Origin of the sequence: Staphylococcus sp. EG-SA-18, assembly GCF_017151825.1 — a bacterium.
GTDB classification, from domain to species: Bacteria; Bacillota; Bacilli; order Staphylococcales; family Staphylococcaceae; genus Staphylococcus; species Staphylococcus aureus.
In genome coordinates this window covers 25,556-50,083 of sequence record NZ_JACYVY010000044.1, presented here as the reverse complement: position 1 = coordinate 50,083, position 24,528 = coordinate 25,556, and the positions used below count along the sequence as shown (strand labels likewise).

The window sequence follows — 24,528 nt, the reverse complement described above, 5'->3', positions numbered from 1 at the left end:
GTGTTTCTTCTTATTTAAATACTTCTGAAAATAAAGCACAACAAGGAGTGTGTACGTTTTTCAGAACTATATCATTCATGTATAATGAATAACATAAATATTTTTTAAAGGAGGACAACATAGTGAGTTTGTTACATATTGCGGTGATATTACCGTTAATATTCGCACTCATTATTCCTATCCTGTATAGATTTTTTAAACGTATACATTTAGGATGGTTCGTATTACCTGTCCCTATCGTCATATTTATTTATATGCTTACATTAATTAAAACGACGATGTCAGGTAATACTGTAATGAAAACCTTAAATTGGATGCCTCATTTTGGTATGAACTTTGATTTATATCTTGATGGCTTAGGTTTACTCTTTAGTTTGCTTATTTCAGGAATCGGCAGTTTAGTAGTATTATATTCAATCGGCTACTTAAGTAAGTCAGAACAACTAGGGAATTTTTATTGTTATTTATTACTATTTATGGGTGCAATGTTAGGTGTCGTACTTTCAGATAATGTTATTATTCTATATTTATTCTGGGAGCTAACGTCATTTTCTAGTTTTTTACTTATTTCATTCTGGCGCGAACGACAAGCATCTATATATGGTGCTCAAAAATCGCTCATAATCACAGTATTTGGTGGTCTATCATTATTAGGTGGTATCATCTTACTCGCTATACCAACACAATCATTTAGCATTCAGTACATGATTCAACATGCTTCTGAAATTCAAAATAGCCCATTCTTCATTTTTGCGATGATTTTAATCATGATTGGTGCTTTTACAAAATCTGCTCAGTTTCCATTTTATATTTGGCTACCAGATGCAATGGAAGCACCTACACCAGTCAGTGCTTATCTTCATTCAGCAACAATGGTTAAAGCAGGGTTATATTTAATCGCTCGAATGACACCAATCTTCGCAGCATCGCAAGGTTGGGTATGGACTGTCACACTCGTTGGTTTAATTACATTATTCTGGGCTTCGCTAAACGCAACAAAACAACAAGACTTGAAAGGTATACTGGCATTTTCAACAGTATCCCAATTAGGTATGATTATGGCGATGCTTGGAATCGGTGCCATTAGTTATCACTATCAAGGCGATGATAGCAAAATATATGCTGCTGCATTTACGGCTGCAATATTCCATTTAATCAACCATGCAACATTTAAAGGTGCCCTATTTATGATTACAGGTGCAGTGGATCATTCTACTGGTACACGTGATGTTAAGAAATTAGGTGGCTTACTAACAATTATGCCTATTTCATTTACAATCACTGTTATTACAGCATTAAGTATGGCTGGTGTACCACCGTTCAATGGTTTCTTATCAAAAGAATCATTTTTAGAAACAACATTTACAGCAAGCCAAGCAAATTTATTCAGTGTTGATACATTAGGCTACCTATTCCCAATCATTGGTATAGTGGGCAGTGTCTTCACATTTGTATATTCAATTAAATTTATAATGCATATATTTTTCGGACAATATAAACCTGAACAATTACCTAAAAAAGCACACGAAGTATCAATATTAATGCTTTTATCACCAGCTATTTTAGCTACATTAGTAATTGTATTTGGTTTATTCCCTGGCATTTTAACTAATTCGATTATTGAACCAGCTACATCTTCGATTAATCATACGGTAATTGATGATGTTGAATTCCATATGTTCCATGGATTAACGCCTGCCTTTTTATCAACATTAGTGATTTATATTTTAGGTATCTTACTAATTGTGACATTTAGTTATTGGGTGAAATTGTTGCAACGACAACCTGGTAAACTAACATTCAATTATTGGTACAACAGAAGTGCAAATGTTATTCCAAACTACTCTGAAAAGATGACGAATAGCTATGTTACCGATTATTCACGTAATAATTTAGTTATCATTTTTGGTGCATTAATTTTATTAACATTTGTCACTATATTCTCAGTACCTTTCAACATTAATTTTAAAGACGTTAGTCCGATTAGAATTTTCGAAGTTTGTATCGTAATTTTATTATTAAGTGCTGCCTTTTTAATTCTTTTCGCTAAATCAAGATTATTTAGCATCATTATGTTAAGTGCAGTTGGATATGCTGTGTCTGTATTGTTTATATTCTTTAAAGCACCCGACTTAGCATTGACACAGTTTGTCGTTGAATCTATTTCAACAGCATTGTTCTTATTATGCTTCTACCACTTACCAAATTTAAATCGTTATAATGAAAAGCGCTCATTCCAGCTTACTAATGCTTTAATTGCTGGTGGTGTTGGTTTGTCCGTCATTATTATCGGTTTAATTGCATACGGAAATAGACATTTTGAATCGATATCTAAGTTTTATCAAGAGCACGTTTATGATTTAGCTCACGGTAAAAACATGGTAAACGTCATACTTGTTGATTTCCGTGGTATGGATACTTTATTCGAGTCATCTGTGCTTGGTATCGCAGGATTAGCTGTATATACAATGATTAAATTACGTAAAAAGCGTCAAACGCAAGGTAACGAGGTGAAAAATCATGAATAGACAACAAAATGATCTAATTTTGCAATTTGCTGCAGTTATTATCTTTTTCATGGTAATGGTCTTTGGTTTTTCACTTTTCTTAGCAGGACATTATACACCTGGTGGCGGTTTCGTCGGCGGATTATTATTCGCAAGTTCACTTGTTATCATTACGATTGCATTTGATATAGAAACAATGCGTAAAATTTTCCCATTAGATTTTAAAATCTTGATAGGTATCGGATTAGTTTTTTGTATTGCGACGCCTATCGCAAGTTGGTTTTTAGGCAAAAATTTCTTTACGCATGTCACATTTGATATACCGTTATTTATATTAGAACCTGTTCATATGACAACAGCAGTATTCTTTGATTTCGGTGTTTTATGTGCAGTAGTTGGTACTGTCATGACAATTATTATTTCGATTGGAGAGAACGAATAGTGGAAATTATTATGATTTTTGTTAGTGGTATTCTCACAGCAATTAGTGTCTATCTCGTTTTGTCTAAAAGTCTGATACGAATTGTTATGGGAACTACACTATTAACACATGCAGCAAATTTATTTTTAATAACTATGGGCGGACTTAAACATGGTACTGTTCCAATTTATGAAGCGAACGTAAAAAGCTATGTTGATCCTATCCCGCAAGCACTTATTTTAACAGCAATCGTTATCGCCTTTGCGACAACAGCCTTTTTCTTAGTATTAGCATTTAGAACATATAAAGAATTAGGCACAGATAACGTTGAGAGTATGAAAGGAGTTCCAGAAGATGATTGAAAGTAATATGCTTGTGTTAACGCTAGTTATTCCAGTAATTACAGCCATATTACTTGTCTTTATTGGAAAGCGTCCTATTATAAAGCGTTATGTCGCACTAGGCGGTACATTATTAACCTTGGTCGCGGCAATTATCAATTTAGCAAATGTTGTTAAACATGGACCAATACGCGTAGAGCTAGGTTCATGGAAAGCACCATACAGTATTGTCTTTGTATTAGACATATTCAGTGCCCTACTAATAATTACTAGTATTATTATTACAGCTATTGTGATTTTATATTCATACCAAACAATTGGTATTGAACGTGAAAGATATTATTATTATTTTTCAGTACTATTTATGTTAATAGGTATCATTGGTGCATTCACAACTGGTGACATTTTCAACCTATTCGTATTTTTCGAAGTATTTTTAATGTCATCTTATTTCTTATTAGTAATTGGTTCTACAAAAATTCAACTACAAGAAACAATAAAATATGTTCTTGTTAACGTTGTATCGTCATCCTTCTTCGTAATGGGTGTAGCGATTTTATATTCAGTAGTAGGAACATTGAATCTAGCAGATATAAGCAATAAATTAGCTAACCTTTCAGCGCATGACAGTGGCTTAGTCAATATCGTTTTCATACTATTTATCTTTGTTTTTGCTACAAAAGCTGGCGTATTCCCAATGTTTGTTTGGTTACCTAGTGCATACTATGCACCACCAATTCCAATCATTGCATTCTTTGGTGCTTTGTTAACAAAAGTTGGTGTTTATGCAATCGCTAGAACATTGAGCCTATTCTTTAGTGATAATGTAAGCTTTTCACATTATGTCATTTTATTCTTAGCACTATTAACGATCATCTTTGGTTGTGTCGGTGCTGTTGCATATGCCAACATTAAAAAAATCATCCTATACAATGTCATGATTGCTGTAGGTGTGATCTTAGTCGGCGTTGCAATGATGACAGAGTCAGGTATGATTGGGGCTATTTACTATACATTGCACGACATGTTAGTAAAACTTGCATTATTCTTGCTTATCGGAATTATGATTAAAATTACAGGCACTGCTGATTTAAGACAATTTGGTGGCTTAATTAAACGATATCCTGTACTTGGTTGGTCATTCTTTATCGCAGCATTAAGTTTAGCTGGCATTCCCCCACTCAGTGGCTTTTATGGAAAATTTTTTATTGTCCAATCAACATTTGAAAGAGGATTTTATTTAAGTGGTGTCATCGTCTTATTATCAAGTTTAGTCGTATTATATTCTGTCATTCGCATATTCCTACAAGGCTTTTTCGGTCAACCAAAAGGATATGATCTTAATAACAAAGTCGACGTCAAATATTTAACTACGATTGCAATCGTTGCAGTTGTGATAACTGTTTTATATGGATTGTCAGCAGATTACTTATATCCAATGGTAAAAGCTGGTGCAGAAACATTCTACAATCCATCAACCTACGTTAAAGCTGTATTAGGAGGTAAATAACATGGCTGTACAATTAGTATTAAACTTTATTATCGCAGTGTTTTGGTTGTTTGTGACAAATAGTTACACAACAAATAACTTTGTGTTAGGTTTCATCTTTGGCCTAGTTCTTGTTTACCTCTTACACAGAGTGTTACCAGGTAGATTTTATGTCATCACGCTATATCGTATTATTAAATTAGTTATTATTTTCTTAATCGAACTGATTAAAGCTAATTTTGATGTTTTGAAAATTATTATTAAACCTTCGATTAAAAATGAACCAGGATTCTTTGTTTATCACACAGATTTAAAAAAAGATTGGCAAATTGTCTTGCTGTCTAATTTAATTACATTAACACCTGGTACTGTAGTGCTTGGTGTAAGTGACGATCGTACAAAAATTTATATTCATGCCATAGATTTTTCAACTAAAGAGCAAGAAGTAGAAAGTATTAAAACATCATTAGAGAAAATTGTAAGAGAGGTGGGCGAAATATAATGAATCATAATGTTATTATCGTTATTGCATTAATCATAGTTGTCATTTCTATGTTAGCTATGCTCATTCGCGTTGTGCTAGGCCCATCACTTGCCGATCGTGTTGTCGCATTAGATGCGATTGGTCTTCAATTAATGGCAGTTATAGCATTATTCAGTATTTTATTAAATATTAAATACATGATTGTCGTTATTATGATGATTGGTATATTAGCTTTTTTAGGTACTGCAGTATTCTCTAAATTTATGGACAAAGGTAAGGTGATTGAACATGATCAAAATCATACTGATTAGTCTTGCACTTATCTTTGTTATCATCGGTGCTTTAATTAGCGCCCTGGCAGCTATAGGATTATTGAGACTTGAAGATGTATATTCACGTGCACATGCTGCCGGAAAAGCATCAACATTAGGTGCAATGTCATTACTATTTGGTACGTTTTTATATTTTATTGCTACTCAAGGTTTTGTAAATATGCAATTAATCGTTGCGATTATCTTTGTATTAATTACAGGTCCTCTTTCAAGTCATATGATTATGAAAGCAGCATATAATATTAAAACGCCTTATACTAAAAAGACTAAAGTCGATGAAATTTCAGAAGACTTAAAAGACACAAAATTGTAGATTATATAACAAAATCATGAATATAAATCAACAACAAACAGCAGTAAGATGATTCCAAATTAGGAATGATTTTACTGCTGTTTTCTTTTGACATTGTTACCTCTTTTTCAATGGTTTTTTCTTTGACTACAGCTTCGCCCTATCTACATATATCTCTTTAATTTAATTGCCTTTCATGTCGTTATGTATTATGATAATAATAATTATAAATCGTAACGATTACGCTTTAAAAAGAGAGAGGTTTTATTATGCATTGGACAATTATCGGCGGTGGCATACAGGGAACTGCAATCGCACAAAAACTATTATCAAGCGGATTAACAACAGACCGATTAACAATCATTGACCCACACGAAACTTTTTGCCAAAGGTTTAACTCATTTACAAATCGAATAGAAATGCCTTATTTAAGATCACCGATTGTACATCACGTACATCCACAACCGTTCCATCTAAAACAATTCGCTAAACAGCACCAATATACAAATGCTTTTTATGGTCCTTATCAACGACCTGAATTGACAATGTTTATGGATCATATTGCACATGCTTCTAAACAATATCAATTAGAGGATTGCTTGGTTCAAGGTTTAGTTCAAACTTTAGATAAACAAGAAGACAAATGGCATATCAAGTTAGAAGATGGACAAATTATCACTACAGATTGCGTCGTTATTGCAATAGGTAGTACAAATATTCCGTTTATGCCTGACATTTTAAAAGACAAACAGAATGTAAATCATATCTTCGAGAAAGAACATGATCAAGTAGTATATGATAAGACCGATCATATCGTTGGTAGTGGCATTACGGCTGCACATCTTGCACTTAAATTGTTAAATCATGATAACGATAAAAAGATTCATTTATGGCTAAATAAAGATATTGAAATACATGACTTTGATGCTGATCCTGGTTGGTTAGGTCCGAAGAATATGTCTACATTTTTAAGTACTAAAAGCATGCCTGAAAGAAATGCCATTGTACAACGTGAACGTCATAAAGGATCAATGCCTCACGAACTGTACTTACGCCTTAAAAAACATATTAAAAATGGTCGTATAAATGTGCATAAAACACCTATCACTCAAATTAGTGATGGTTTAATTAACACTGAAAATAATTCTGTTCCATATCAACAGATTATGGTTGCAACTGGTTTTGAACAAGATTTTATGTCACAACCACTTATTAAGCAATTAATACAAAATTATGATGCACCTATCAACGAATGTAATTACCCTGTTATTTCCGAAAAATTAGAATGGATACCAAATCTATTTGTCGCAGGATGCTTTGCAGACTTAGAATTAGGACCATTTGGTAGAAATGTTATGGGTGGCCGTAAAGCTGCCGAACGCATTGAACAAGCATTTCTAAAATTACAACAATATAGCGCATAAAAAAACTGCTAGCCGTAGTTATGAATATCTCATAACATTTCAGCTAGCAGTTCTTTTATTTTAAAGGCTTAATAGCAACTGTACCACGCATAACTGTAATTAATTGTTCTTTGTCATTCTTAATTTTTATATCCCATACATGTGTCGACTTACCTTGATGAATAATTTCAGCTGTCGCAGTAACATGACCATCTTTAGCAGAATGAATATGATTGGCATTCATCTCTAAACCTAATGGAATAAATTTGGTTGTATCAATTAGATTAGCAGATCCTAATGAACATGCTGTTTCACCTAAAGCAATCGAAGCACCACCATGTAAATATCCAAATGGTTGTTTTACTTTATCAGTAACAGGCATAGAAATAACAACTAAACCATCTTCCTGGTGATCTATTGACATCTCAAATGTCTCTAATAAATGAGTCATATTTTCACCTCTTTATGCTTATAGTACCATAGCAGCAATAGTACCGAAAATCATTAAAGGAATATTATAAAACAAGAAGTTTGGTACACATGTATCGCGTATATGATCATGTTGGCCATCAACATTTAATCCCGCAGTTGGTCCTAATGTTGAATCACTTGCAGGTGAACCTGAGTCACCTAATGCACTCGCTGTTCCAATCAATGCGATTAATGCCATTGTATCTAGTCCAATTGACGCTCCAAAAGGAATGAATAATGATGCGATAATAGGAATTGTTGCAAATGATGATCCAATACCTAAAGTGACAATTAAACCTATCACATACATCATGATAATGCTAAATAATTTATTATCACCAGTAATACTTGTTAAAGTTTTAACTAATTCATCTATATCACCAGTAGCATTCATTACACCAGCAAATCCATTTGCTGTTAAAATAACTACACCAATATAAGCCATAATTTTAATACCTTCAACAAACTTAGCATCTAATTCATACCAATTATATGCACGTGAAATAAAGAATACGAGTACCCCTGCCAGTGCACCAAAAATCATTGAATCTGTAAATGTTTGTACTAAAAATGTAGCTAGTATTGCTACAATTGTTACTATTAAGATATATGGTTTTAACTCTGTAACATTGTCACTATCTGAAATTTTACGTGTTTCATATTCACGTGGTTTACGATATACATATAAACCGATAAGTAAGCCAACAATATACCCCATTGAAGGAATAAGCATTGCTTTCCAAATCATATTAAACTCAATTGGGTGATTCGCCTTTGCAAAGCCACTTTGAATAATTTGCTGGAAAATTTGACCGAATCCATATGGTAATAACACATACGGGAAACATAAACCAAAACCGATAATCAAACCGATTAAACGTCTATCTATTTTTAAGTCATTAAACAGACTTAACAATGGTGGGATGACAATTGGAATGAATGCAATATGTACAGGAATTAAGTTTTGACTCATGATACTCATAGCTAATAATGCAATGATTATTGTCACTTTGACTTTAACTCTTGACCATCGACTATTTTCAGCGTGAATTGCATTTATAATTTTTCCTACTAAATAGTCTGTGATACCACTGTATGAAATTAATGCTGCAAATCCACCTAATAAAGCATAGCTTAATGCTACCTCAGCACCATCGACTATATTTTTCCCAAATACATTTATAACTTTTTCAATGCTCATGCCTGAAATTAAGCCACCAACTAGCGCACTGATAAATAAGCTTATAACTACGTTTAATCGACATAAACATAGCACAATCATTAAAATTACTGCTATTACTACTGCATTTATCATATGACAACCATCCTTTATCACTCTATCGAACTAAAGCGTTTATAGACTACATAGTATCAGTAGCTTTAACACCTGTCAATAGCAAACTATACCAATAATCTTTATTTTTTAGTTAATTGTCTTTCTTAAAATAATTTTAGCTTTCATTAAATTAAACAATTTTACAAGCTTGGAACACCAATCAAAATCCTAAGTTCTAAAATGCAATATTAGTAGTCGTTGACTGAATGAACATATGCTTATAATATTTTTTTGCAATGCTAGTCAAGTTGATTTATGCTCACAAGGATATGCGATTTATATTTTCTTACAACAATGAAAATGCCTGATACAATGCGATCCTTTATACTTTCAAGAGTTAAATTAGAAATGTATATCAAGACACAAGTTGTATCAGGCAAATAATTAAATTATTGTTGTTTTAACCATTGTACTATCGTCGGAATCATAAATCCTGTTGGCCCTTTTGGACCATTATATGAAGCTTTATTAGTCGTTGCTGGACCTGCAATATCGAAATGAATGTGAGGTGTTTGACCACTAAAATGTGTTACAAAACTTGCCGCAAATAGCGCTTTACCTTGTCCATTCGTATGGTTAACTAAATCAGCGATATCACTGTGTTTAATACTTGCACGTTCGGTTGCAGTAATCGGTAATTCAAATACCATTTCATCGACTTCAGAACTTATTTGTAATATATCGTTTAATATCACTTTACTATTCGATTCAAATGCAGCAGCTTTATCATCGCCTAGTGCAACAATTGCTGCACCCGTTAATGTAGCAAAGTCCATAATCACACTAGGCTGATATTGATTTGCATAAAACACAGCATCTGCAAGGACTAATCTACCTTCAGCGTCTGTATTCATTACTTCTACAGTTTCACCACTTAATGCTGTAAATACATCATCTGGCTTCATTGATGCTTCATTTATCATATTTTCAGCACACGCAAGCACTCCGACAATATTTACAGGCAGTTGTAAACGACTAGCCGCTTCAATGATACCAACGACATTCGCAGCGCCACACATGTCAAACTTCATTGTAGCCATGCCATTCTTCGTTTTAATACTATAACCACCAGAATCATACGTTATACCTTTACCAACTAAGGCAATTGGTGCTTCATCTTTGTCTTTGCCATTATATGTGATGGTTACTAATCTCGGTTTATGCTTACTACCTTTACCTACTGCTTGTAAAAGTCCGAATCCTTCAGAAACTAAAGTGTCATAATCTTTAACATCTACTTTGACCTTTGTATTTTTAAAATGATTAACAATATCTTCTGCAAATGTTTGTGGTGTTAATACATTCGGTGGCATATTACTAAAGTCTCTTGCCAAATTAATGGATTGGCCAATACTGATACCCTCATGAATAAAATCTAATTCAATTAATGATTCACTAATAAGGTTTAAATTCGTCTTAAACGGTGCCTTCTTACTTGATTTATAATGATCGAATTCATATGTTGCACGCTCACTTTGAATACCGCATGCCATTAATACATCTGATAACTGATCATATTTTGAAATAAATGAATCCATAAGTAAATACGTATCTTCAATGTGTTCTGACTTTATGTATTGGAAAAGATGTCCCCATATTTTCAACATATCTTGATAACTACGTGTCTTTAAGTTTCCTAAACCAACTGTAATTAAACGATATGTTTGATCTTGTACATCAAATGCAGTTGTATAAATCTTCCCAACTTTACTACCAATAATATGTTGATGTTTTAGTCTTTCAAGTGATTCTGTAATATCGATATGATTAAAACTAATGCGCTCTAACTGATTTAAATGTTCTGGTATACCAATAATCAATGTATTTATTTCGTTGCTTAGTGTGTTATTTAATTTAAAATTCATAATGTACCTCCTTAGATTTGATATGTTACTCACTTCAAATTGTACAACAATAAAGCCCTTCAGTGACACTGAAGGACTTTATAAATGAATAATTTAATTTTATGTGTTTAGCTGAAACTTTATTTAAAGCCTAGAATTTACCTTTTTTGAATGCTAAACCGATACCACCGATTTTGAATACCGCACGTGTATCAATCACTTTTTTCATGAATGCTGCTTTTTTACCAGCGATAGGTTTATCAAATACCATACCTACACCGTCATGTGAACCTAAAGAACAAACAGTTCCACGATCAACGTATTCGAATTCTTCAGTTGATTCACCGTTTAAGATGCGTTTAATGTTTTTAGCAACACTTTCACCTTGTTGCATTGCAATTTGTGCTGTAGTTGGTAATGGACGTTCTTCTCCAGCTGGGATAAACGCTGAACAGTCACCAATAACAAAAATGTTGTCGTAACCATTGATTGTTAAATCTTGCTTTGTAACGATACGTCCACGTTTAACGCCTTCAAATGATTCTTCCATTAATTTACTACCACGTACACCAGCTGCCCATACTGAAGTACCTGCATTTAATTGTTGTTTTTCACCATCTACTTCAACTACAAAACCTTTTTCGTTACAAGCAACGATTGGTGTAGCAATTTTAAATTCAACACCGCGGTCTTCTAAGTAGCTAACTGCGTGGTTAACTAATTCTTCTGAGAACATTGGTAACATTTTAGGTGCTGCTTCAACACAAGTGATTTTAACTTTATTTTGATCCACACCATATTTGCTACATAATTCAGGAATTCTGTCTGTTAATTCACCTAAGAATTCAACACCAGTGAATCCAGCACCACCAACTAAGATAGATAAATCGTTATCATCTTTTTCTTTTGATGCTGCATAGTTAGCAAATTTGTCTTCGATATGACGTGATAATTCACGTGCTGTGATAACATTTTCAATTTGGAAAGCATGATCTTTCATACCTTCGATGCCGAATGTTTCACTAACGAAACCTAATGCTACTACTAAAATATCAAAGTCATAAATACCTTGATTTGTTTCTACCTTTTTAGCATCACGGTCAATTTTTGTTACTTCTGCTTGAACAAAGTTCACTTTGTCTTTCTTCAAGACACTTTCCACAGGATATAATACATCTTCATAGTTTAGTGTACCTGCTGATGCTTCATGTAACCATGTTGCTTCATAGTGATATTCATTTTTATTAATAAGCGTAATTTCTGCTTCTTCTGTTGATATCGCTTTTTGCAATTTAGTTACAGTTTGTAAACCTGCATAACCAGCACCAAGTACAAGTACTTTTTTACGATCTTGAGCCATTTAATTTCACCTAAGCTTTCATATTTTTTTAACCAAATGCTGATAATTACTAGTAACAACTGGTCATTACTACTTTTACCACAATGTATACTAGTTTATCATCATTTTGTTATTTAAGTCTTTTAAATTATGTAAAAACCTGTGATGTTCACAAAAAAGACATTTTTAATCCAATACTAATTCTATAGCTTTTATGTTATATTTTCAAGCAAGATTCAGTCAGATTGTGAAAAAATTAATTAATTTTTTCGTAGCCTGATTTCGATTAAAAATGTATCCGCTATCACGATCATTTAAAATACTATTTATAGTCAGATTCTTAATTTTCAATAAGCTTTTTAATAAAACAAAATATCTTTACGCAAAAATAGGACATAATCAAATATGTCCTTAATCGTTATTGATATCAATTTGTATCCCAAAAATTGGGTTAACCATTAAAAAGTTATTTTATTAGCAATTTTCAGGATTACCTGCAACTTTTGCAGTTCTAAATGAACTACCACAGCCACATGAAGCAATTGCATTAGGATTGTCGATTTGGAAACCGCCACCCATTAATGATTGCTTAAAATCAATAGTCGTACCATTTAATACGGGTGCATCTTTTTTGTCTACTAATACTTTTAATCCAAAGTATTCTAAGACTTCATCATTTTCACCAGGCGCTTCTTCTGCACCCATACCGTATGTTAAACCAGTGCACCCGCCACCATTCACTTTAATTTTTAAATAGCCATCTGGCATTTCATTTGCTTTAAGCATATCTTTTACTTCGTAAGCAGCTGCTTCTGTTAATATAACTGTTGGCATGATAACTCCTCCTTAAAAAATCCAAGTTTCTTTTATATGTGCATATATATTTTGTAATAATTCTTCCGGCGAATCACCTTCAACAATATCACCATTTACTAAAGCATACAACCCGGCTGAACATATACCACAATGTGTCAGGCAACCATACTCTAACACATCGACATCTGGGTCATTTTCCAGTTGATTAAAAACATAATCTCCACCTTTTGCCATGTTAGAGAGACAAAATTCTACGATCGGATTCATACTTCACCTTCTTATTTCATTTGTTACAATATTATAGCATTTTAAAACTGGTATTTTAACATGATGTGCTCAATTAGCAACAACTGATGTTTCTTATCCCAGTTATGTAATAGTGCCTTAGTTAGTACAAATATTTATTTGTAGTCATTTTCAAAAAAATATATAATAAGCATATAAATACATATTTACTTTTTTAGGGGTTATTGATGAATCAAAGACACTTGCATTTTATAACTGTTCATTAACAAATATATCTATGCACTTTGATCTTTTCAAAATTAAAGTAAATATTAACATATAAAAGGGGTACTTCATTATGAAAAACTTAGTTTTGTTAGGCGGCGGATATGGTAATATGCGTATCATGTCACGCATTTTAACTACTTCTTTACCACAAGATTATACAGTCACATTAGTTGATCGTATGCCATTTCATGGATTGAAACCAGAATTTTATGCTTTAGCTGCGGGCACGAAATCAGATAAAGATGTTCGTATGAAATTCCCTAATCATCCACAAGTGAATACAGTTTATGGTGAAATTAACGACATAGATTTAGATGCTCAAATTGTCTCAGTCGGTAATTCTAAAATTGATTATGATGAGCTAATCATTGGTTTAGGATGTGAAGATAAATATCATAACGTTCCAGGAGCCGAAGAATATACACATAGTATTCAAACACTCTCAAAGGCTCGGGATACTTTCCATAGTATTAGTGAACTACCAGAAGGTGCTAAAGTCGGTATCGTTGGTGCTGGATTAAGCGGCATAGAACTTGCCAGCGAATTAAGAGAAAGTAGATCAGACTTGGAAATATATCTTTATGACCGTGGGCCGCGAATTTTAAGAAATTTTCCAGAAAAATTAAGTAAGTATGTTGCGAAATGGTTCGCCAAAAATAATGTTACCGTTGTTCCAAATTCAAATATTAATAAAGTTGAACCTGGTAAAATATATAACTGTGATGAACCTAAAGATATTGATTTAGTTGTATGGACAGCAGGAATTCAACCTGTTGAAGTTGTTCGTAACTTGCCGATTGATATAAATAGTAATGGACGCGTGATAGTTAACCAGTATCATCAAGTACCAACATATCGTAACGTCTATGTAGTTGGTGATTGTGCTGATTTACCACATGCGCCAAGTGCTCAGTTAGCCGAAGTTCAAGGTGATCAAATTGCCGATGTGCTTAAAAAGCAATGGCTAAATGAACCATTACCTGACAAAATGCCGGAACTAAAGGTACAAGGTATCGTTGGGTCATTAGGAGATAAGCAAGGTTTTGCATATATCATGGACCGCACTGTAACAGGACGACTCGCTTCTATTTTAAAATCCGGCGTACTTTGGTTATATAAATATCATAATGGTTAAAATTAAAAAGCAATGTCAGTTCACACTATTACTGACATTGCTTTTAGTTATGTGTATATTATTCATTCACAAGCTTTTGGTCTATAAATCGAGTGATTTGCTTTGTTTGTATATAACCATCTGCTACATATTCATCGTTCATTGTAATTAATGGATAAAATAGTTCATCTTGTTCTATTCTTTCAATAAATTGTAAATCATGATCTGTTAAGTTGTCATTATCTTTTGTAATATCTATATACGTATATTTAAATGATATATTTGGGTATTTTCTTTTTAATAGCGGCTGTAGCCAGTCATAAATATCTTTCGATGTTGGCGCATTAACGCAACTTGCACATATAACATCTGCCCCATATACTACCACACTCACGTGCTCCATATATTTATCCCCCATTGGTTTGATAGATTTTTATTACACTATCTATTATAATATACTAATAAAGATTATCAAATTCATCTCTCGAAAGGAGACTTGCCTGATGCCTACTGAAGATACAACGATGTTTGATCAAGTAGCAGAAGTTATTGAACGTCTTCGTCCATTTTTATTACGTGATGGTGGCGACTGCTCATTGATTGACGTGGAAGACGGTATTGTTAAATTACAATTACATGGTGCATGTGGTACATGCCCAAGTTCTACAATCACTCTTAAAGCTGGTATTGAGCGTGCATTACACGAAGAAGTGCCTGGTGTAATAGAAGTAGAACAAGTATTCTAATATAAAGATATTAAGTTAACAGAACATATTATGAATAACAACAAAGACAGGAATACTGAATTATTTATAATCAGTTATTACCTGTCTTTTTTCGCTGTCAAATTGGACTGATGGGAAAGTTATTTTATACTATTTATCTGATTAATTATTTTATTATTGCCACATATCCAAGCACATATTACTATTCTATTCTATGAAATTTAAAATATAAAAATAGCACATACGCTCAATCAAAATCGTTGAGTTATGTGCTATTTGTATTTTAATTTTTAGGTTTATCTACTTCAGGTTGTGGTTCACCTTTCATATGTTTCGCAATTTGCTCATCCATATAAACCCAACCTTTCCAACCGATGTGTACGGCATCACTGATAACATATTTTTCATAATCTTTATCAGTCATATCGTAAATTTTACCACCATTATCTACAACAGTAGAATGGATTTTTTTATAAACTGCTTGACGACGTTCTTTATCGATACCAATGTGGTCATACCATACACCGTTTGATGGAATACTTACATATTGAACATCTGCACCAGCAGCACGCATTGTTTTTACAAGTAATTCTAAATCTTGGAATTCTGGAGAATTAACATTGAATTCGTAGTCACGTCTAACTTTACGCTTACTTTCTTGAATTAATTTCCAGTATTGATCTCTAATACCAAATTTATTCGATGTAGTATCAGCTTTACCAATTTCAACTGCTTTTTGTTTCATCTCATCCCAAGAAGCGTCTGGTTTTGTAGCAGGTTTAACATGTTCTAATGGAGATTTATCCATTGCAAACAATGATTTAATCGCTTCTATTTTAATCAATTGATTCTCTTTAAAACCAGAAATATAACTATCTTTAGTTTCTTTAGGGTTTTTAGCATAAGATTTCAAGTATTCTTTATTGTGTACATGTGGAAACTGTAATAAACGTTGTGCATAACGACGTTTTAATTCAGTAGACATGTTTTTCTGCTGGAACATTTGATTAATTTGAGTTTGAGACATACGAGCATCAAAGTTTTGATTCGTTAAACCATGGTTTGTAAACCATTGTGGTGAAATAATAAATGTTAATTTCTTACCTTTTAATTTATCATACTGTGATGCAAGTTCAACTGCGTTAATTAAGTCTGTAGAACCACCAGCACCTAATAAGAATGCTTTTTTGTTGGCGTTATGCTTATTTAATGCAATTGCAGGATTAAATGGGTCATCTTTACCTAATTCACTAGAGCCGTATATAGGATAATACTTGTTTGATTCGTATAACTTATCTTGAATGAGTGTGCCTTTTAGTACTTGATCTGTCAATGAAGTTCTATTATCTTCTACAGTCTTTTCATTTACTAATCCTGTAAACCAACTAGCAGGTAATAATAGAAAGACAATGAATACCGCTCCACTAATTAAAATGGGTAAAAAAGGTTTTAATTTCATCGTAACTCTTCTAATGCTTCAACGATTTTATTTGGTGTTGCCCACTCATCTCTATCAAAGTCCATAATAGATACTTCGATATCAAGTTTATTTTGAATCTCTAATAATAATCCAACTGTTTGGAAAGAATCAATAATACCTTCTTCAAAAATTTCTACGTCTGGATTTTCTTTTACAATATCATTTTCTGCTACTTCTGCTAATAAATTTAATACTTGTTCTCTAAATTCCATAATTAAATTCTCCTTTATTATATAAGTTTACCTGAGAAGATTAAAAAGCCAAATGTTACAAAGTGGAATGTAATCACAATGCTAAGTGCTGTTGTGAAACCATTTTGCCAACGTGGCGGATGTTTCTTACGCCAACGTTCATAATAGCCATAACCTATAAACAATGCTGCATGGTATAAACCATAAACAATGTAATACACTTCGATACCATGCCAAATTCCCATTATGAAGAAGTTGATTAAGAATGCCACGTTAGACATTGCAAATTGACTCTTCAATAATTTTTTACGAGACATGTAGAATAAAGATCTCATGTAAATACAATCTCTGAACCAGAATGATAATGTCATATGCCATCTATTCCAGAAATCTTTAATATTTTTCGCTTTGAAAGGTTTATCGAAGTTTGGTGGTGTTTTAATACCGAATAAATAACTAAATGCTATCGCAAATAAACTATAACCTGCAAAGTCAAAGAATAAATATAAGCTGTATGCGTACATATATAACCACAAATTGACAAAGCCATGTAAGTCTAATTGTAACGGCATGATTGCATATGTGTTAATAAAGTAAGCAACAATATATTTATACAAGAAACCAAGCATAATCATGTGAATTGCTTTTAATACTAATTCACGATATTCATTGCCTGTTGGTACTTTTTTATCGTCTTTAACGAAACGTTTGTAACGATCGATTGGTCCAGATGAAATCGTTGGGAAGAATGAAATAAATTGAATTAATTTCCATACTTTAATTTCTTTGATAGAACCATCACGAATTTCCATAATTAACTGCACACTTTTGAATGTAACATAAGAAATTCCTAAGAAACCAACAAATTCAATTAATTTACTTTCATGGAAGTGAATCTGATGTCCACCTAACCATGTACTTTGTAACACTTTCACAAGTGCTAATGGCAATATTGATAAAACCATTACAGTTACAAATTTTGAAAATGAATTATTTTTTGGTTTTGAATGATAATAAAACATTATCAATAAAACTTGCCATACGACGTAAATAATAAAACTAATTAATTGAACACTTAAATACTTTTGGTCAAACAGATTATGTTTATCAGAAGAAAAGATTAACACAATCATAAATGCTGTAACTACGCCATTATAAATGTAACTTCGCTTACCTAAAAATCCAAGTATAATGACTGGTAATAATGTAATTAAAGCAATTAAGAAGAATGTAAAATCACCATATGGAATCATCCGTTAATTACCTCTGCAATTTTCTTTCTGTCAATTTTACCATTTGAAGTCAATGGCAATTGTTCCATCCATTCAAACTTTCTAGGAATCATATACTCTGGTAAGCGTGATTTCAAGTCATTTTTAATATTTTTAGTCATTTCTGCATTGTCCGTAACTTCAGTCGTTGGCACAATTGCACCAATTAAATGAATAACTTTATCATTTTTATATACAGGTACAACAATCGCTTCTTTTACGAACTCAGACTGGCGTAATTGTGTTTCAATTTCTTCTAATTCCATTCTGTAGCCATTCAATTTGATTTGGAAATCAATACGACCTTGAATGAACCATTGACCATTTTCAAACTTCGCTTTATCACCAGTGTGATATGTACGAATACCGTCATCGAAATTAAATACTTCAGCTGTTTTTTGGTCATTTTTTAAGTATCCTAAACTTACACTTTGACCTTCGATAACAAGTTCACCTTCATCTGTAGTAGATAATCTTGCGCCTGGTCTTTCAACGCCAACAGGTAATGTCGGATATTGATCTAAGATTTCTTGTGTAATTTGAATACTTGTAACTGCTACCGTAGCTTCAGTTGGACCATATGTGTTGTAAATCGTCGCACTTGGGAAACGGTTTACTAACGCTTTTGCTGCTCTGTGAGGTAGAATTTCACCACAGAAGAAGAATTCGTTAAGACTACCATATTGTTCTTCATTAAGCGTTGGTAATAATAAACACATTTCCATAAATGATGGTGTTGATACCCAAATGTTAATCGGTGTTGCTGTTAGCATTTCATTTAATAATTTAGGTTTATTAATCATGTTTTTATCTACAAGATTTAATGTACCGCCTGATGCTAAACATGGATAAATAGCCATTACAGATAAATCAAATGAAAATGGCGCTTGGTTAAGCCATTGTTGTTCATTTCCTGATTTATTAAGTTCTAACATCCACTCAGTAAATTGAACTAAACTTGCATATTCAATTTGAACACCTTTAGGTTCCCCAGTAGAACCAGATGTAAAGATTGTGTATACTGTGTCGTTATCTTTAATCTGACTATCAAAAATTACTGGGTCTTGAGATGTTTTAATATCTTCTATTGTAAATACTTCGCCTTCTAAACTTTCAAATGATTCATCAGTCGTATTAAATACAAACTCTGGTTGAACCTTGTTAATAATCATTTTAATACGGTCTTCAGGAATTGAAGTGTCTACAGGTACATATCCACATCCTGCTTTAATGGCACCAATCATCCCAACAATCATATATGGTGACATGTGACCGAATAAAATCATCGGTTTCTTACTACCTTGTAATCGATGTGCTAATTTACTAGACTCATCCATTAACTGTTGATAAGTTAATTCATCAGTTGTGTGTCTAACAGCAATGCTTTGTGGATTTGCATCCGCAAACGCTTGCAGCTTGTTAATAATATCTGTCATATTAAGTCTCCCTCATTAGAACTCATTATAAATGAAGTTATTGTGTGTGTCGCCACTGCCATAAATTAAATATAAAGTAATAAATATTGCCAAATACAATAGTGTTAATAAATATGGTTTGAATGCTTCAACATATTTATTAGGTGGCTGTTTACTTTTAGATTTCATATTGCACCTCTTAAAGTTCTTAGTAAAAACGCCTTTATAAAGACCGTTCAATATAAAATACGTTTTAAAATTTGTTTTTTACAATTCATTATATCGATATTCATAATGAAATTCAATTTTAATTTTATAGATTCAACATAGTAATTGGTTGTCATCACTCAATTATTGTAAATGATACACTTTGTTGAGAACATCATTCATTTTAAAGGTTATTTAAACAATAAACAATTACAGTCTATATAACAATTTTGTTATATACGTCAAAATCAAATAAACTCATCACATTAATATGACGAGTTTATAATGTTATTGAATTATCATCAGCGCAAATATATACATTCGCAAGTCAAGCATAACATATTTAACAATTGCTTTGCTTGTTTTACCAATGATTAAAAACCATACTTATTTTCAATTTACTGGAGTATGTGGTACCTGATTTGTCATAACCGCTTCTATATTATTAATACATAATTGAATCATATTGTCCCGTGTTGTTACTGATGCGCTACCAATGTGTGGTGTAATCAGAACATTATCACGTCCCATTAATGGATGTGTATGATCAATCGGTTCATTTGCTAATACATCTAAACCACATGCTAAAATTTCTTTATTGTCTAGTGCATCGATTAATGCTGTTTCATCTACAATTTGTCCTCTACCGATATTAATAAAAATTGCATCATTTTTCATTTGTTCAAATGCTTCAGCATTAAATTTATGATGTGTTTCTTTTGTAAGTGGCGCTGTACAGATGATAAAATCACTTTCTGCTAACAACGTTTCAAAAGAAACATATGTTGCATTAAAGTCCGCCTCTGCATCTTTATGTCTTGATTGATTATGATAAAGAATATTAGTATTAAACCCTTGCAACCTTCTTGCAAAAGCTTTACCAATATCTCCCATACCATATATTCCAATAGTTGAATTGAAGACATCTTTACCTGACAATAAATAAGGACCCCAGCTTTGCCATGCATCTGCTTCTACATATTTTTCAGCTTCTACAATACGGCGTGCTATAGCAAGCATTAATGTAAATCCTAATTCTGCAGTTGTTTCAGTAAGTACATTTGGTGTATTCGTGACAACCACGTTATTCGCTGTTGCACTTTCAACATCGATGTTGTCATATCCTACAGCCATATTCGCAATTACTTTTAAATTTGGTGATTGCGCTAAAATTTCTGCATCGATCTGTTCACTTAATGTAATAAAACAAGCATCTGCGTCACGAAGTGCTGTCACAAATTGATCTTTAGGCATAGGCACTAATGATTTTTGCCACATAACAACGTCACCAAGTTTACTTAATTGTTGATAAAATTTATCTGGAATTTTCCTCGAAACAACTATTTTTACCAAATCAATTCACCTACTTTATAAAATGACTATATCTATTTTTCTAATTCAGCTATTGCTTCATTTAAATCTTTAAAAGAATACGTTGGTGGCACATTTTTATTTTGCACATCTTCTAACGTAGATACACCTGTTTGTACATGAATCGTATCCATACCTACGTTAATACCAGACATAATATCGGTATCGTACAGATCGCCTACCATAGCAACTTCGGATTTATCTAATCCTAAAATTTCTAATGCTTTAACCATAATAATCGGTTCTGGTTTACCAATAAATTGTGGCGATACACCTGTCGATACACTTACAACACTTGTAATAGCACCATTACCAGGTAATAAACCACGCTCTTTAGGAATTGATACATCAGGATTTGTAGAAATAAATGTTGCACCATTTCTTACACCTAACGTTGCAATCGCAAGCTTTTCATATGTAACTTGTTCGTCAAGTCCAATAACTACATAATCAACATGCTCGTCATTTTTAATGACAAGTCCCGCTTCGGTTAACGCAGTATTTAAACCACTCCCACCTAACATATATACTGATGCTCCTGGTGATTGTTCTGAAATATAATCAGCAGTGGCTAACGCTGACGTTACAACCTCTTCTGGTTTAGCATCAATGTGCATTTCACGTAATTTTTCAGTTACTTGCTCAGGTGTTTTTGTTGAATTATTAGTTACGTATAAATGAGGAATGCCTTTTACATTTAAATAATCGATGAATTGTTTTGCTCCATCAATCTCATCTGTTCCCATATACATTGTGCCATCTAAATCGATTAAATACGCTTTATACTGTTTCATTATTGATTTTCTCCTTTACCAAAAGCTGTTACTGGTACATTTTCTTGATGTAAAAATGTCGTTACTTCTGTAATAAATTGTTTGTAATAAGGTAATGCGTCATCAAACATTGGCATGATAATCTTAATATCTAAGGCTGTGTAATCATATGTAAATTGTTTACGAATACCGACAGTTTTATTAATCGCCTGCTGTGTTTCTTTAGTAATAACATTTTCTAGTTCTAATATATCAATCACATCTTTATAATTACCAGGATCCCTTAAAATAAATGCATCGATAATCATATTCCCTATATCTACCGATGATTCTATCAACATTTGAGCAATGCGTTCAAATGCATAATGATTGTGCTTGCTCTCATGATAATCATCAGTTAATGCTTGTAAATAGGCTAATTTCTGAGTTAGTTTATCTTTGTCTACAAAATACATTCCTTGTCACCTCTCACTTATATATTATCATAATTTTGCAGTATACTTCATTTGTCGTTATACTAACTTTACTACTTTTAAAAGGAGTCGCTACAAAATGATTGATATGTATTTATATGATGACAACGAAGAGAGTCAAGTTCAGTTTGTTGGTTTTGTTGGCGAGCATAGTCGATATGATTTGATGTTAGTCCATACAAATAGACATTATGGTAAGACACTCGTACTTAATATGCAAACAAATAAATTCGGTATTATCGGTACTGATGATTTAAAAGAAGAAGGCTATATCGCTCATATTTTAGGTGTAAATGCTGAAGAAGGCGATGAAATTACTGAGTATTTAAATGAAGTCATTCATTAAAGATAAAAACCCCTAACTAGATTACAGGTCCATGCTTGAATTGCATGATTCCCATTTTCAATCTAGCTAAGGGTTTTATTAATGTTCAGTATCTTGAATGGTTGGCTTAATCTTCACATCTTGAAGTTTATTGTCGTCATCTATCACATCAGACGGATGAACTTCTTCGATTAACTTTTTAACCTCTTGTTTAGACAAATGTCTTAATACAAAGTAAGGACAACCAAAGTTACAATATTCAAATATGTAATCTTGAATATTTGAAAAACGTTTACTCATCTCTGCTTTTTTATTAGAATCTTTGTAAAAACCTTTTAATCGTAATTGATCGTAACCATAGTCACCAACTATGTAATCATATTTATCTAAAATATCTGAATACCTAGCAATAAATTGTTCTTCATTAAAACATTCGCGATAATTTTCTATTAATTCAAAGTAATGTTGATCTACTTTTATCAAATTCTTCACCTATCTATGACAATGAAAGGCTCAGTTTATACTTTTAGTGTTTCATAAAAATAATGATTACTTCTATGACACGTTCGTTTTGTACAAACTAAGCCTTTATGCCTTATTAATGGTTAAATATTAACTATTTAACTGTGCCTCACCTTGGCGTTGCTTTTCTTTAGCAGCTTCATTTACTTGCTCATCCGCATGATAAGAACTACGTACTAAAGGTCCAGCTTGGCAATGTTTAAACCCTTTATCCATTGCCACTTTTCTTAATTTACCAAACTCTAAAGGCGTGTAATATTTTTGAACCTTTAAATGTTTACGTGAAGGTTGTAAATATTGACCAATCGTTAAAATATCTACATCATTCGCACGTAAATCATCCATCGTTTCATAAATTTCTTCTATAGTTTCACCTAATCCAACCATAATACTTGATTTAGTTGGGATATCCGGTTGTAATTCTTTTGAACGACGTAAAAACTCTAATGTTCTGTCGTAAGTCGCACGCGCACGAACTCTCGGTGTTAAGCGACGAACAGTTTCAATATTATGGTTTAAAATGTCAGGTCTTGACGCCATTAATGTTTCTAACGCATCATAGTCCCCGCCCATATCTGATGGTAAAATTTCAATCGTTGTAAATGGATTTCTTTCTCTAACTTTACGTACTGTCTCAGCATAAACATTTGAACCAGCATCTCTTAAATCATCACGCGCAACAGCAGTGATAACAACGTGTTTCAAATTCATTAATTCAACTGATTCAGCTACACGTTCAGGCTCATTTAAATCAAGTTCATTAGGTAAACCTGTCTTAACCGCACAAAAACGACAAGCTCTTGTACATACGGCACCTAAAATCATAAATGTCGCTGTACGACGTGCACCCCAACATTCATGTATATTAGGACATTTAGCTTCTTCACATACAGTATTAAGATTTTTTTCCCTCATCATCTTCTTAAGTCCTGTATAGTTTTCGTTGGTATTTAATTTTATTTTCAACCAATCCGGTTTACGTAATATTTCCTCGTTTTTTGTCGCCATAACAACACATACCCTCCTGTTAAGTGTATCTTTAAACATTATATCGAAATTCATGACAAATGAAA

General features: G+C 32.6%; 29 protein-coding genes. 11 read left to right on the top strand and 18 right to left on the bottom strand.

Going from position 1 to position 24,528, the window contains the following annotated elements; all coding sequences use genetic code 11:
* Positions 1-122: 122 nt before the first annotated feature.
* From mnhA1 to IDG66_RS10250, 8 genes are all read left to right on the top strand, one after another.
* On the top strand, positions 123-2,528 hold the full coding sequence (gene mnhA1, locus IDG66_RS10285; protein ID WP_000054609.1) for a Na+/H+ antiporter Mnh1 subunit A: 2,406 nt from the start codon (positions 123-125) through the stop codon (positions 2,526-2,528).
* On the top strand, positions 2,521-2,949 hold the full coding sequence (gene mnhB1 / locus IDG66_RS10280; protein ID WP_001081626.1) for a Na+/H+ antiporter Mnh1 subunit B: 429 nt from the start codon (positions 2,521-2,523) through the stop codon (positions 2,947-2,949). The genes mnhA1 and mnhB1 overlap by 8 nt, the downstream gene beginning before the upstream one ends.
* Entirely contained in the window at positions 2,949-3,290 is a 342-nt protein-coding gene (gene mnhC1 / locus IDG66_RS10275) for a Na+/H+ antiporter Mnh1 subunit C (RefSeq protein ID WP_000402803.1), read from the top strand. The genes mnhB1 and mnhC1 overlap by 1 nt, the downstream gene beginning before the upstream one ends.
* Positions 3,283-4,779 (top strand): Na+/H+ antiporter Mnh1 subunit D, encoded by a 1,497-nt coding sequence (mnhD1, locus tag IDG66_RS10270; RefSeq protein ID WP_000573077.1) that lies wholly within the window; start codon positions 3,283-3,285, stop codon positions 4,777-4,779. Before mnhC1 ends, mnhD1 begins: the two co-directional genes overlap by 8 nt.
* A 1-nt stretch (position 4,780) precedes the next feature.
* Entirely contained in the window at positions 4,781-5,260 is a 480-nt protein-coding gene (gene mnhE1 / locus IDG66_RS10265) for a Na+/H+ antiporter Mnh1 subunit E (RefSeq protein WP_000290674.1), read from the top strand.
* Entirely contained in the window at positions 5,260-5,553 is a 294-nt protein-coding gene (gene mnhF1 / locus IDG66_RS10260) for a Na+/H+ antiporter Mnh1 subunit F (RefSeq protein ID WP_001016306.1), read from the top strand. The genes mnhE1 and mnhF1 overlap by 1 nt, the downstream gene beginning before the upstream one ends.
* On the top strand, positions 5,531-5,887 hold the full coding sequence (gene mnhG1 / locus IDG66_RS10255; RefSeq protein ID WP_000590451.1) for a Na+/H+ antiporter Mnh1 subunit G: 357 nt from the start codon (positions 5,531-5,533) through the stop codon (positions 5,885-5,887). Before mnhF1 ends, mnhG1 begins: the two co-directional genes overlap by 23 nt.
* 248 nt (positions 5,888-6,135) lie before the next feature.
* Positions 6,136-7,290: an FAD/NAD(P)-binding protein gene (locus IDG66_RS10250; RefSeq protein ID WP_000558759.1), complete on the top strand. Its 1,155-nt coding sequence runs from the start codon at positions 6,136-6,138 to the stop codon at positions 7,288-7,290.
* A 55-nt stretch (positions 7,291-7,345) separates the two neighbouring features.
* Here IDG66_RS10250 and IDG66_RS10245 read toward each other — a convergent pair whose 3' ends face one another.
* The 6 genes from IDG66_RS10245 to IDG66_RS10220 form a co-directional block, all read right to left on the bottom strand.
* Positions 7,346-7,720, bottom strand: coding sequence for a PaaI family thioesterase (locus IDG66_RS10245; RefSeq protein ID WP_000149291.1), 375 nt, complete (start codon positions 7,718-7,720; stop codon positions 7,346-7,348).
* An 18-nt stretch (positions 7,721-7,738) separates the two neighbouring features.
* A complete protein-coding gene (locus IDG66_RS10240; protein WP_000606324.1) occupies positions 7,739-9,055 on the bottom strand; it encodes a Na+/H+ antiporter family protein in 1,317 nt (438 codons plus the stop codon).
* A gap of 410 nt (positions 9,056-9,465) precedes the next feature.
* On the bottom strand, positions 9,466-10,941 hold the full coding sequence (locus IDG66_RS10235) for a M17 family metallopeptidase (protein ID WP_001009697.1): 1,476 nt from the start codon (positions 10,939-10,941) through the stop codon (positions 9,466-9,468).
* A gap of 130 nt (positions 10,942-11,071) precedes the next feature.
* Entirely contained in the window at positions 11,072-12,280 is a 1,209-nt protein-coding gene (locus tag IDG66_RS10230) for an NAD(P)/FAD-dependent oxidoreductase (RefSeq protein WP_000046075.1), read from the bottom strand.
* A 453-nt stretch (positions 12,281-12,733) separates the two neighbouring features.
* Positions 12,734-13,093 (bottom strand): HesB/IscA family protein, encoded by a 360-nt coding sequence (locus IDG66_RS10225; protein WP_001143497.1) that lies wholly within the window; start codon positions 13,091-13,093, stop codon positions 12,734-12,736.
* A 12-nt stretch (positions 13,094-13,105) separates the two neighbouring features.
* Positions 13,106-13,342, bottom strand: coding sequence for a YuzB family protein (locus IDG66_RS10220; protein WP_001068337.1), 237 nt, complete (start codon positions 13,340-13,342; stop codon positions 13,106-13,108).
* Between the two features lie 316 nt (positions 13,343-13,658).
* On the opposite strand from IDG66_RS10220, the gene IDG66_RS10215 reads away from it, so the two are divergent.
* Positions 13,659-14,723, top strand: a complete 1,065-nt coding sequence (locus tag IDG66_RS10215; RefSeq protein WP_000794020.1) for an NAD(P)/FAD-dependent oxidoreductase — start codon at positions 13,659-13,661, stop codon at positions 14,721-14,723.
* A 58-nt stretch (positions 14,724-14,781) separates the two neighbouring features.
* Here IDG66_RS10215 and IDG66_RS10210 read toward each other — a convergent pair whose 3' ends face one another.
* Complete coding sequence (locus IDG66_RS10210) at positions 14,782-15,105, bottom strand: YuzD family protein (RefSeq protein WP_000401414.1); 324 nt, start codon at positions 15,103-15,105, stop codon at positions 14,782-14,784.
* A 100-nt stretch (positions 15,106-15,205) separates the two neighbouring features.
* Between IDG66_RS10210 and IDG66_RS10205 the strand changes: the two genes are divergently transcribed.
* Positions 15,206-15,448, top strand: coding sequence for a NifU family protein (locus IDG66_RS10205; protein ID WP_001141883.1), 243 nt, complete (start codon positions 15,206-15,208; stop codon positions 15,446-15,448).
* 262 nt (positions 15,449-15,710) lie between these two features.
* Here the strand turns inward: IDG66_RS10205 and dltD are convergent, their stop codons facing one another.
* From dltD to IDG66_RS10160, 9 genes are all read right to left on the bottom strand, one after another.
* A complete protein-coding gene (gene dltD / locus IDG66_RS10200) occupies positions 15,711-16,886 on the bottom strand; it encodes a D-alanyl-lipoteichoic acid biosynthesis protein DltD (protein WP_000769416.1) in 1,176 nt (391 codons plus the stop codon).
* Complete coding sequence (gene dltC / locus IDG66_RS10195; RefSeq protein WP_000395692.1) at positions 16,883-17,119, bottom strand: D-alanine--poly(phosphoribitol) ligase subunit 2; 237 nt, start codon at positions 17,117-17,119, stop codon at positions 16,883-16,885. The genes dltD and dltC overlap by 4 nt, the downstream gene beginning before the upstream one ends.
* A gap of 17 nt (positions 17,120-17,136) precedes the next feature.
* Entirely contained in the window at positions 17,137-18,351 is a 1,215-nt protein-coding gene (dltB, locus tag IDG66_RS10190) for a PG:teichoic acid D-alanyltransferase DltB (protein WP_103143736.1), read from the bottom strand.
* Positions 18,348-19,805 carry a D-alanine--poly(phosphoribitol) ligase subunit DltA gene (gene dltA, locus IDG66_RS10185; protein ID WP_000129653.1) on the bottom strand — a complete coding sequence of 486 codons (1,458 nt, stop codon included), beginning with the start codon at positions 19,803-19,805 and terminating at the stop codon, positions 18,348-18,350. The genes dltB and dltA overlap by 4 nt, the downstream gene beginning before the upstream one ends.
* A gap of 15 nt (positions 19,806-19,820) precedes the next feature.
* Positions 19,821-19,973, bottom strand: coding sequence for a teichoic acid D-Ala incorporation-associated protein DltX (locus IDG66_RS10180; RefSeq protein WP_000837752.1), 153 nt, complete (start codon positions 19,971-19,973; stop codon positions 19,821-19,823).
* Positions 19,974-20,020: 47 nt separating this feature from the next.
* Entirely contained in the window at positions 20,021-20,131 is a 111-nt protein-coding gene (locus tag IDG66_RS10175) for a hypothetical protein (protein ID WP_001790652.1), read from the bottom strand.
* 253 nt (positions 20,132-20,384) lie between these two features.
* Positions 20,385-21,344, bottom strand: coding sequence for a 2-hydroxyacid dehydrogenase (locus tag IDG66_RS10170; RefSeq protein WP_000239127.1), 960 nt, complete (start codon positions 21,342-21,344; stop codon positions 20,385-20,387).
* A gap of 32 nt (positions 21,345-21,376) precedes the next feature.
* A complete protein-coding gene (locus IDG66_RS10165; protein ID WP_000816184.1) occupies positions 21,377-22,156 on the bottom strand; it encodes a TIGR01457 family HAD-type hydrolase in 780 nt (259 codons plus the stop codon).
* A complete protein-coding gene (locus tag IDG66_RS10160) occupies positions 22,156-22,590 on the bottom strand; it encodes a DUF86 domain-containing protein (RefSeq protein ID WP_000273981.1) in 435 nt (144 codons plus the stop codon). Before IDG66_RS10160 ends, IDG66_RS10165 begins: the two co-directional genes overlap by 1 nt.
* 97 nt (positions 22,591-22,687) lie before the next feature.
* On the opposite strand from IDG66_RS10160, the gene IDG66_RS10155 reads away from it, so the two are divergent.
* Positions 22,688-22,954, top strand: coding sequence for a DUF3055 domain-containing protein (locus IDG66_RS10155; protein WP_000566649.1), 267 nt, complete (start codon positions 22,688-22,690; stop codon positions 22,952-22,954).
* A 78-nt stretch (positions 22,955-23,032) separates the two neighbouring features.
* Here the strand turns inward: IDG66_RS10155 and IDG66_RS10150 are convergent, their stop codons facing one another.
* Together IDG66_RS10150 and lipA are read right to left on the bottom strand one after the other, a co-directional pair.
* A complete protein-coding gene (locus tag IDG66_RS10150) occupies positions 23,033-23,416 on the bottom strand; it encodes a YutD family protein (protein ID WP_000598444.1) in 384 nt (127 codons plus the stop codon).
* Positions 23,417-23,545: 129 nt separating this feature from the next.
* On the bottom strand, positions 23,546-24,463 hold the full coding sequence (lipA, locus tag IDG66_RS10145) for a lipoyl synthase (RefSeq protein ID WP_000201875.1): 918 nt from the start codon (positions 24,461-24,463) through the stop codon (positions 23,546-23,548).
* Positions 24,464-24,528: the final 65 nt, after the last annotated feature.

Excerpts from the sequence above, each read along its gene's own strand:
- mnhB1 (WP_001081626.1), top strand. The coding sequence starts at position 2,521 with ATGAATAGACAACAAAATGATCTAATTTTGCAATTTGCTGCAGTTATT.
- mnhD1 (WP_000573077.1), top strand. The coding sequence starts at position 3,283 with ATGATTGAAAGTAATATGCTTGTGTTAACGCTAGTTATTCCAGTAATT.
- mnhE1 (WP_000290674.1), top strand. The coding sequence starts at position 4,781 with ATGGCTGTACAATTAGTATTAAACTTTATTATCGCAGTGTTTTGGTTG.
- mnhF1 (WP_001016306.1), top strand. The coding sequence starts at position 5,260 with ATGAATCATAATGTTATTATCGTTATTGCATTAATCATAGTTGTCATT.
- mnhG1 (WP_000590451.1), top strand. The coding sequence starts at position 5,531 with ATGATCAAAATCATACTGATTAGTCTTGCACTTATCTTTGTTATCATC.
- IDG66_RS10250 (WP_000558759.1), top strand. The coding sequence starts at position 6,136 with ATGCATTGGACAATTATCGGCGGTGGCATACAGGGAACTGCAATCGCA.
- IDG66_RS10245 (WP_000149291.1), bottom strand. The coding sequence starts at position 7,720 with ATGACTCATTTATTAGAGACATTTGAGATGTCAATAGATCACCAGGAA.
- IDG66_RS10240 (WP_000606324.1), bottom strand. The coding sequence starts at position 9,055 with ATGATAAATGCAGTAGTAATAGCAGTAATTTTAATGATTGTGCTATGT.
- IDG66_RS10235 (WP_001009697.1), bottom strand. The coding sequence starts at position 10,941 with ATGAATTTTAAATTAAATAACACACTAAGCAACGAAATAAATACATTG.
- IDG66_RS10230 (WP_000046075.1), bottom strand. The coding sequence starts at position 12,280 with ATGGCTCAAGATCGTAAAAAAGTACTTGTACTTGGTGCTGGTTATGCA.
- IDG66_RS10225 (WP_001143497.1), bottom strand. The coding sequence starts at position 13,093 with ATGCCAACAGTTATATTAACAGAAGCAGCTGCTTACGAAGTAAAAGAT.
- IDG66_RS10220 (WP_001068337.1), bottom strand. The coding sequence starts at position 13,342 with ATGAATCCGATCGTAGAATTTTGTCTCTCTAACATGGCAAAAGGTGGA.
- IDG66_RS10215 (WP_000794020.1), top strand. The coding sequence starts at position 13,659 with ATGAAAAACTTAGTTTTGTTAGGCGGCGGATATGGTAATATGCGTATC.
- IDG66_RS10210 (WP_000401414.1), bottom strand. The coding sequence starts at position 15,105 with ATGGAGCACGTGAGTGTGGTAGTATATGGGGCAGATGTTATATGTGCA.
- IDG66_RS10205 (WP_001141883.1), top strand. The coding sequence starts at position 15,206 with ATGCCTACTGAAGATACAACGATGTTTGATCAAGTAGCAGAAGTTATT.
- dltD (WP_000769416.1), bottom strand. The coding sequence starts at position 16,886 with ATGAAATTAAAACCTTTTTTACCCATTTTAATTAGTGGAGCGGTATTC.
- dltC (WP_000395692.1), bottom strand. The coding sequence starts at position 17,119 with ATGGAATTTAGAGAACAAGTATTAAATTTATTAGCAGAAGTAGCAGAA.
- dltB (WP_103143736.1), bottom strand. The coding sequence starts at position 18,351 with ATGATTCCATATGGTGATTTTACATTCTTCTTAATTGCTTTAATTACA.
- dltA (WP_000129653.1), bottom strand. The coding sequence starts at position 19,805 with ATGACAGATATTATTAACAAGCTGCAAGCGTTTGCGGATGCAAATCCA.
- IDG66_RS10180 (WP_000837752.1), bottom strand. The coding sequence starts at position 19,973 with ATGAAATCTAAAAGTAAACAGCCACCTAATAAATATGTTGAAGCATTC.
- IDG66_RS10165 (WP_000816184.1), bottom strand. The coding sequence starts at position 22,156 with ATGAAACAGTATAAAGCGTATTTAATCGATTTAGATGGCACAATGTAT.
- IDG66_RS10160 (WP_000273981.1), bottom strand. The coding sequence starts at position 22,590 with ATGTATTTTGTAGACAAAGATAAACTAACTCAGAAATTAGCCTATTTA.
- IDG66_RS10155 (WP_000566649.1), top strand. The coding sequence starts at position 22,688 with ATGATTGATATGTATTTATATGATGACAACGAAGAGAGTCAAGTTCAG.
- lipA (WP_000201875.1), bottom strand. The coding sequence starts at position 24,463 with ATGGCGACAAAAAACGAGGAAATATTACGTAAACCGGATTGGTTGAAA.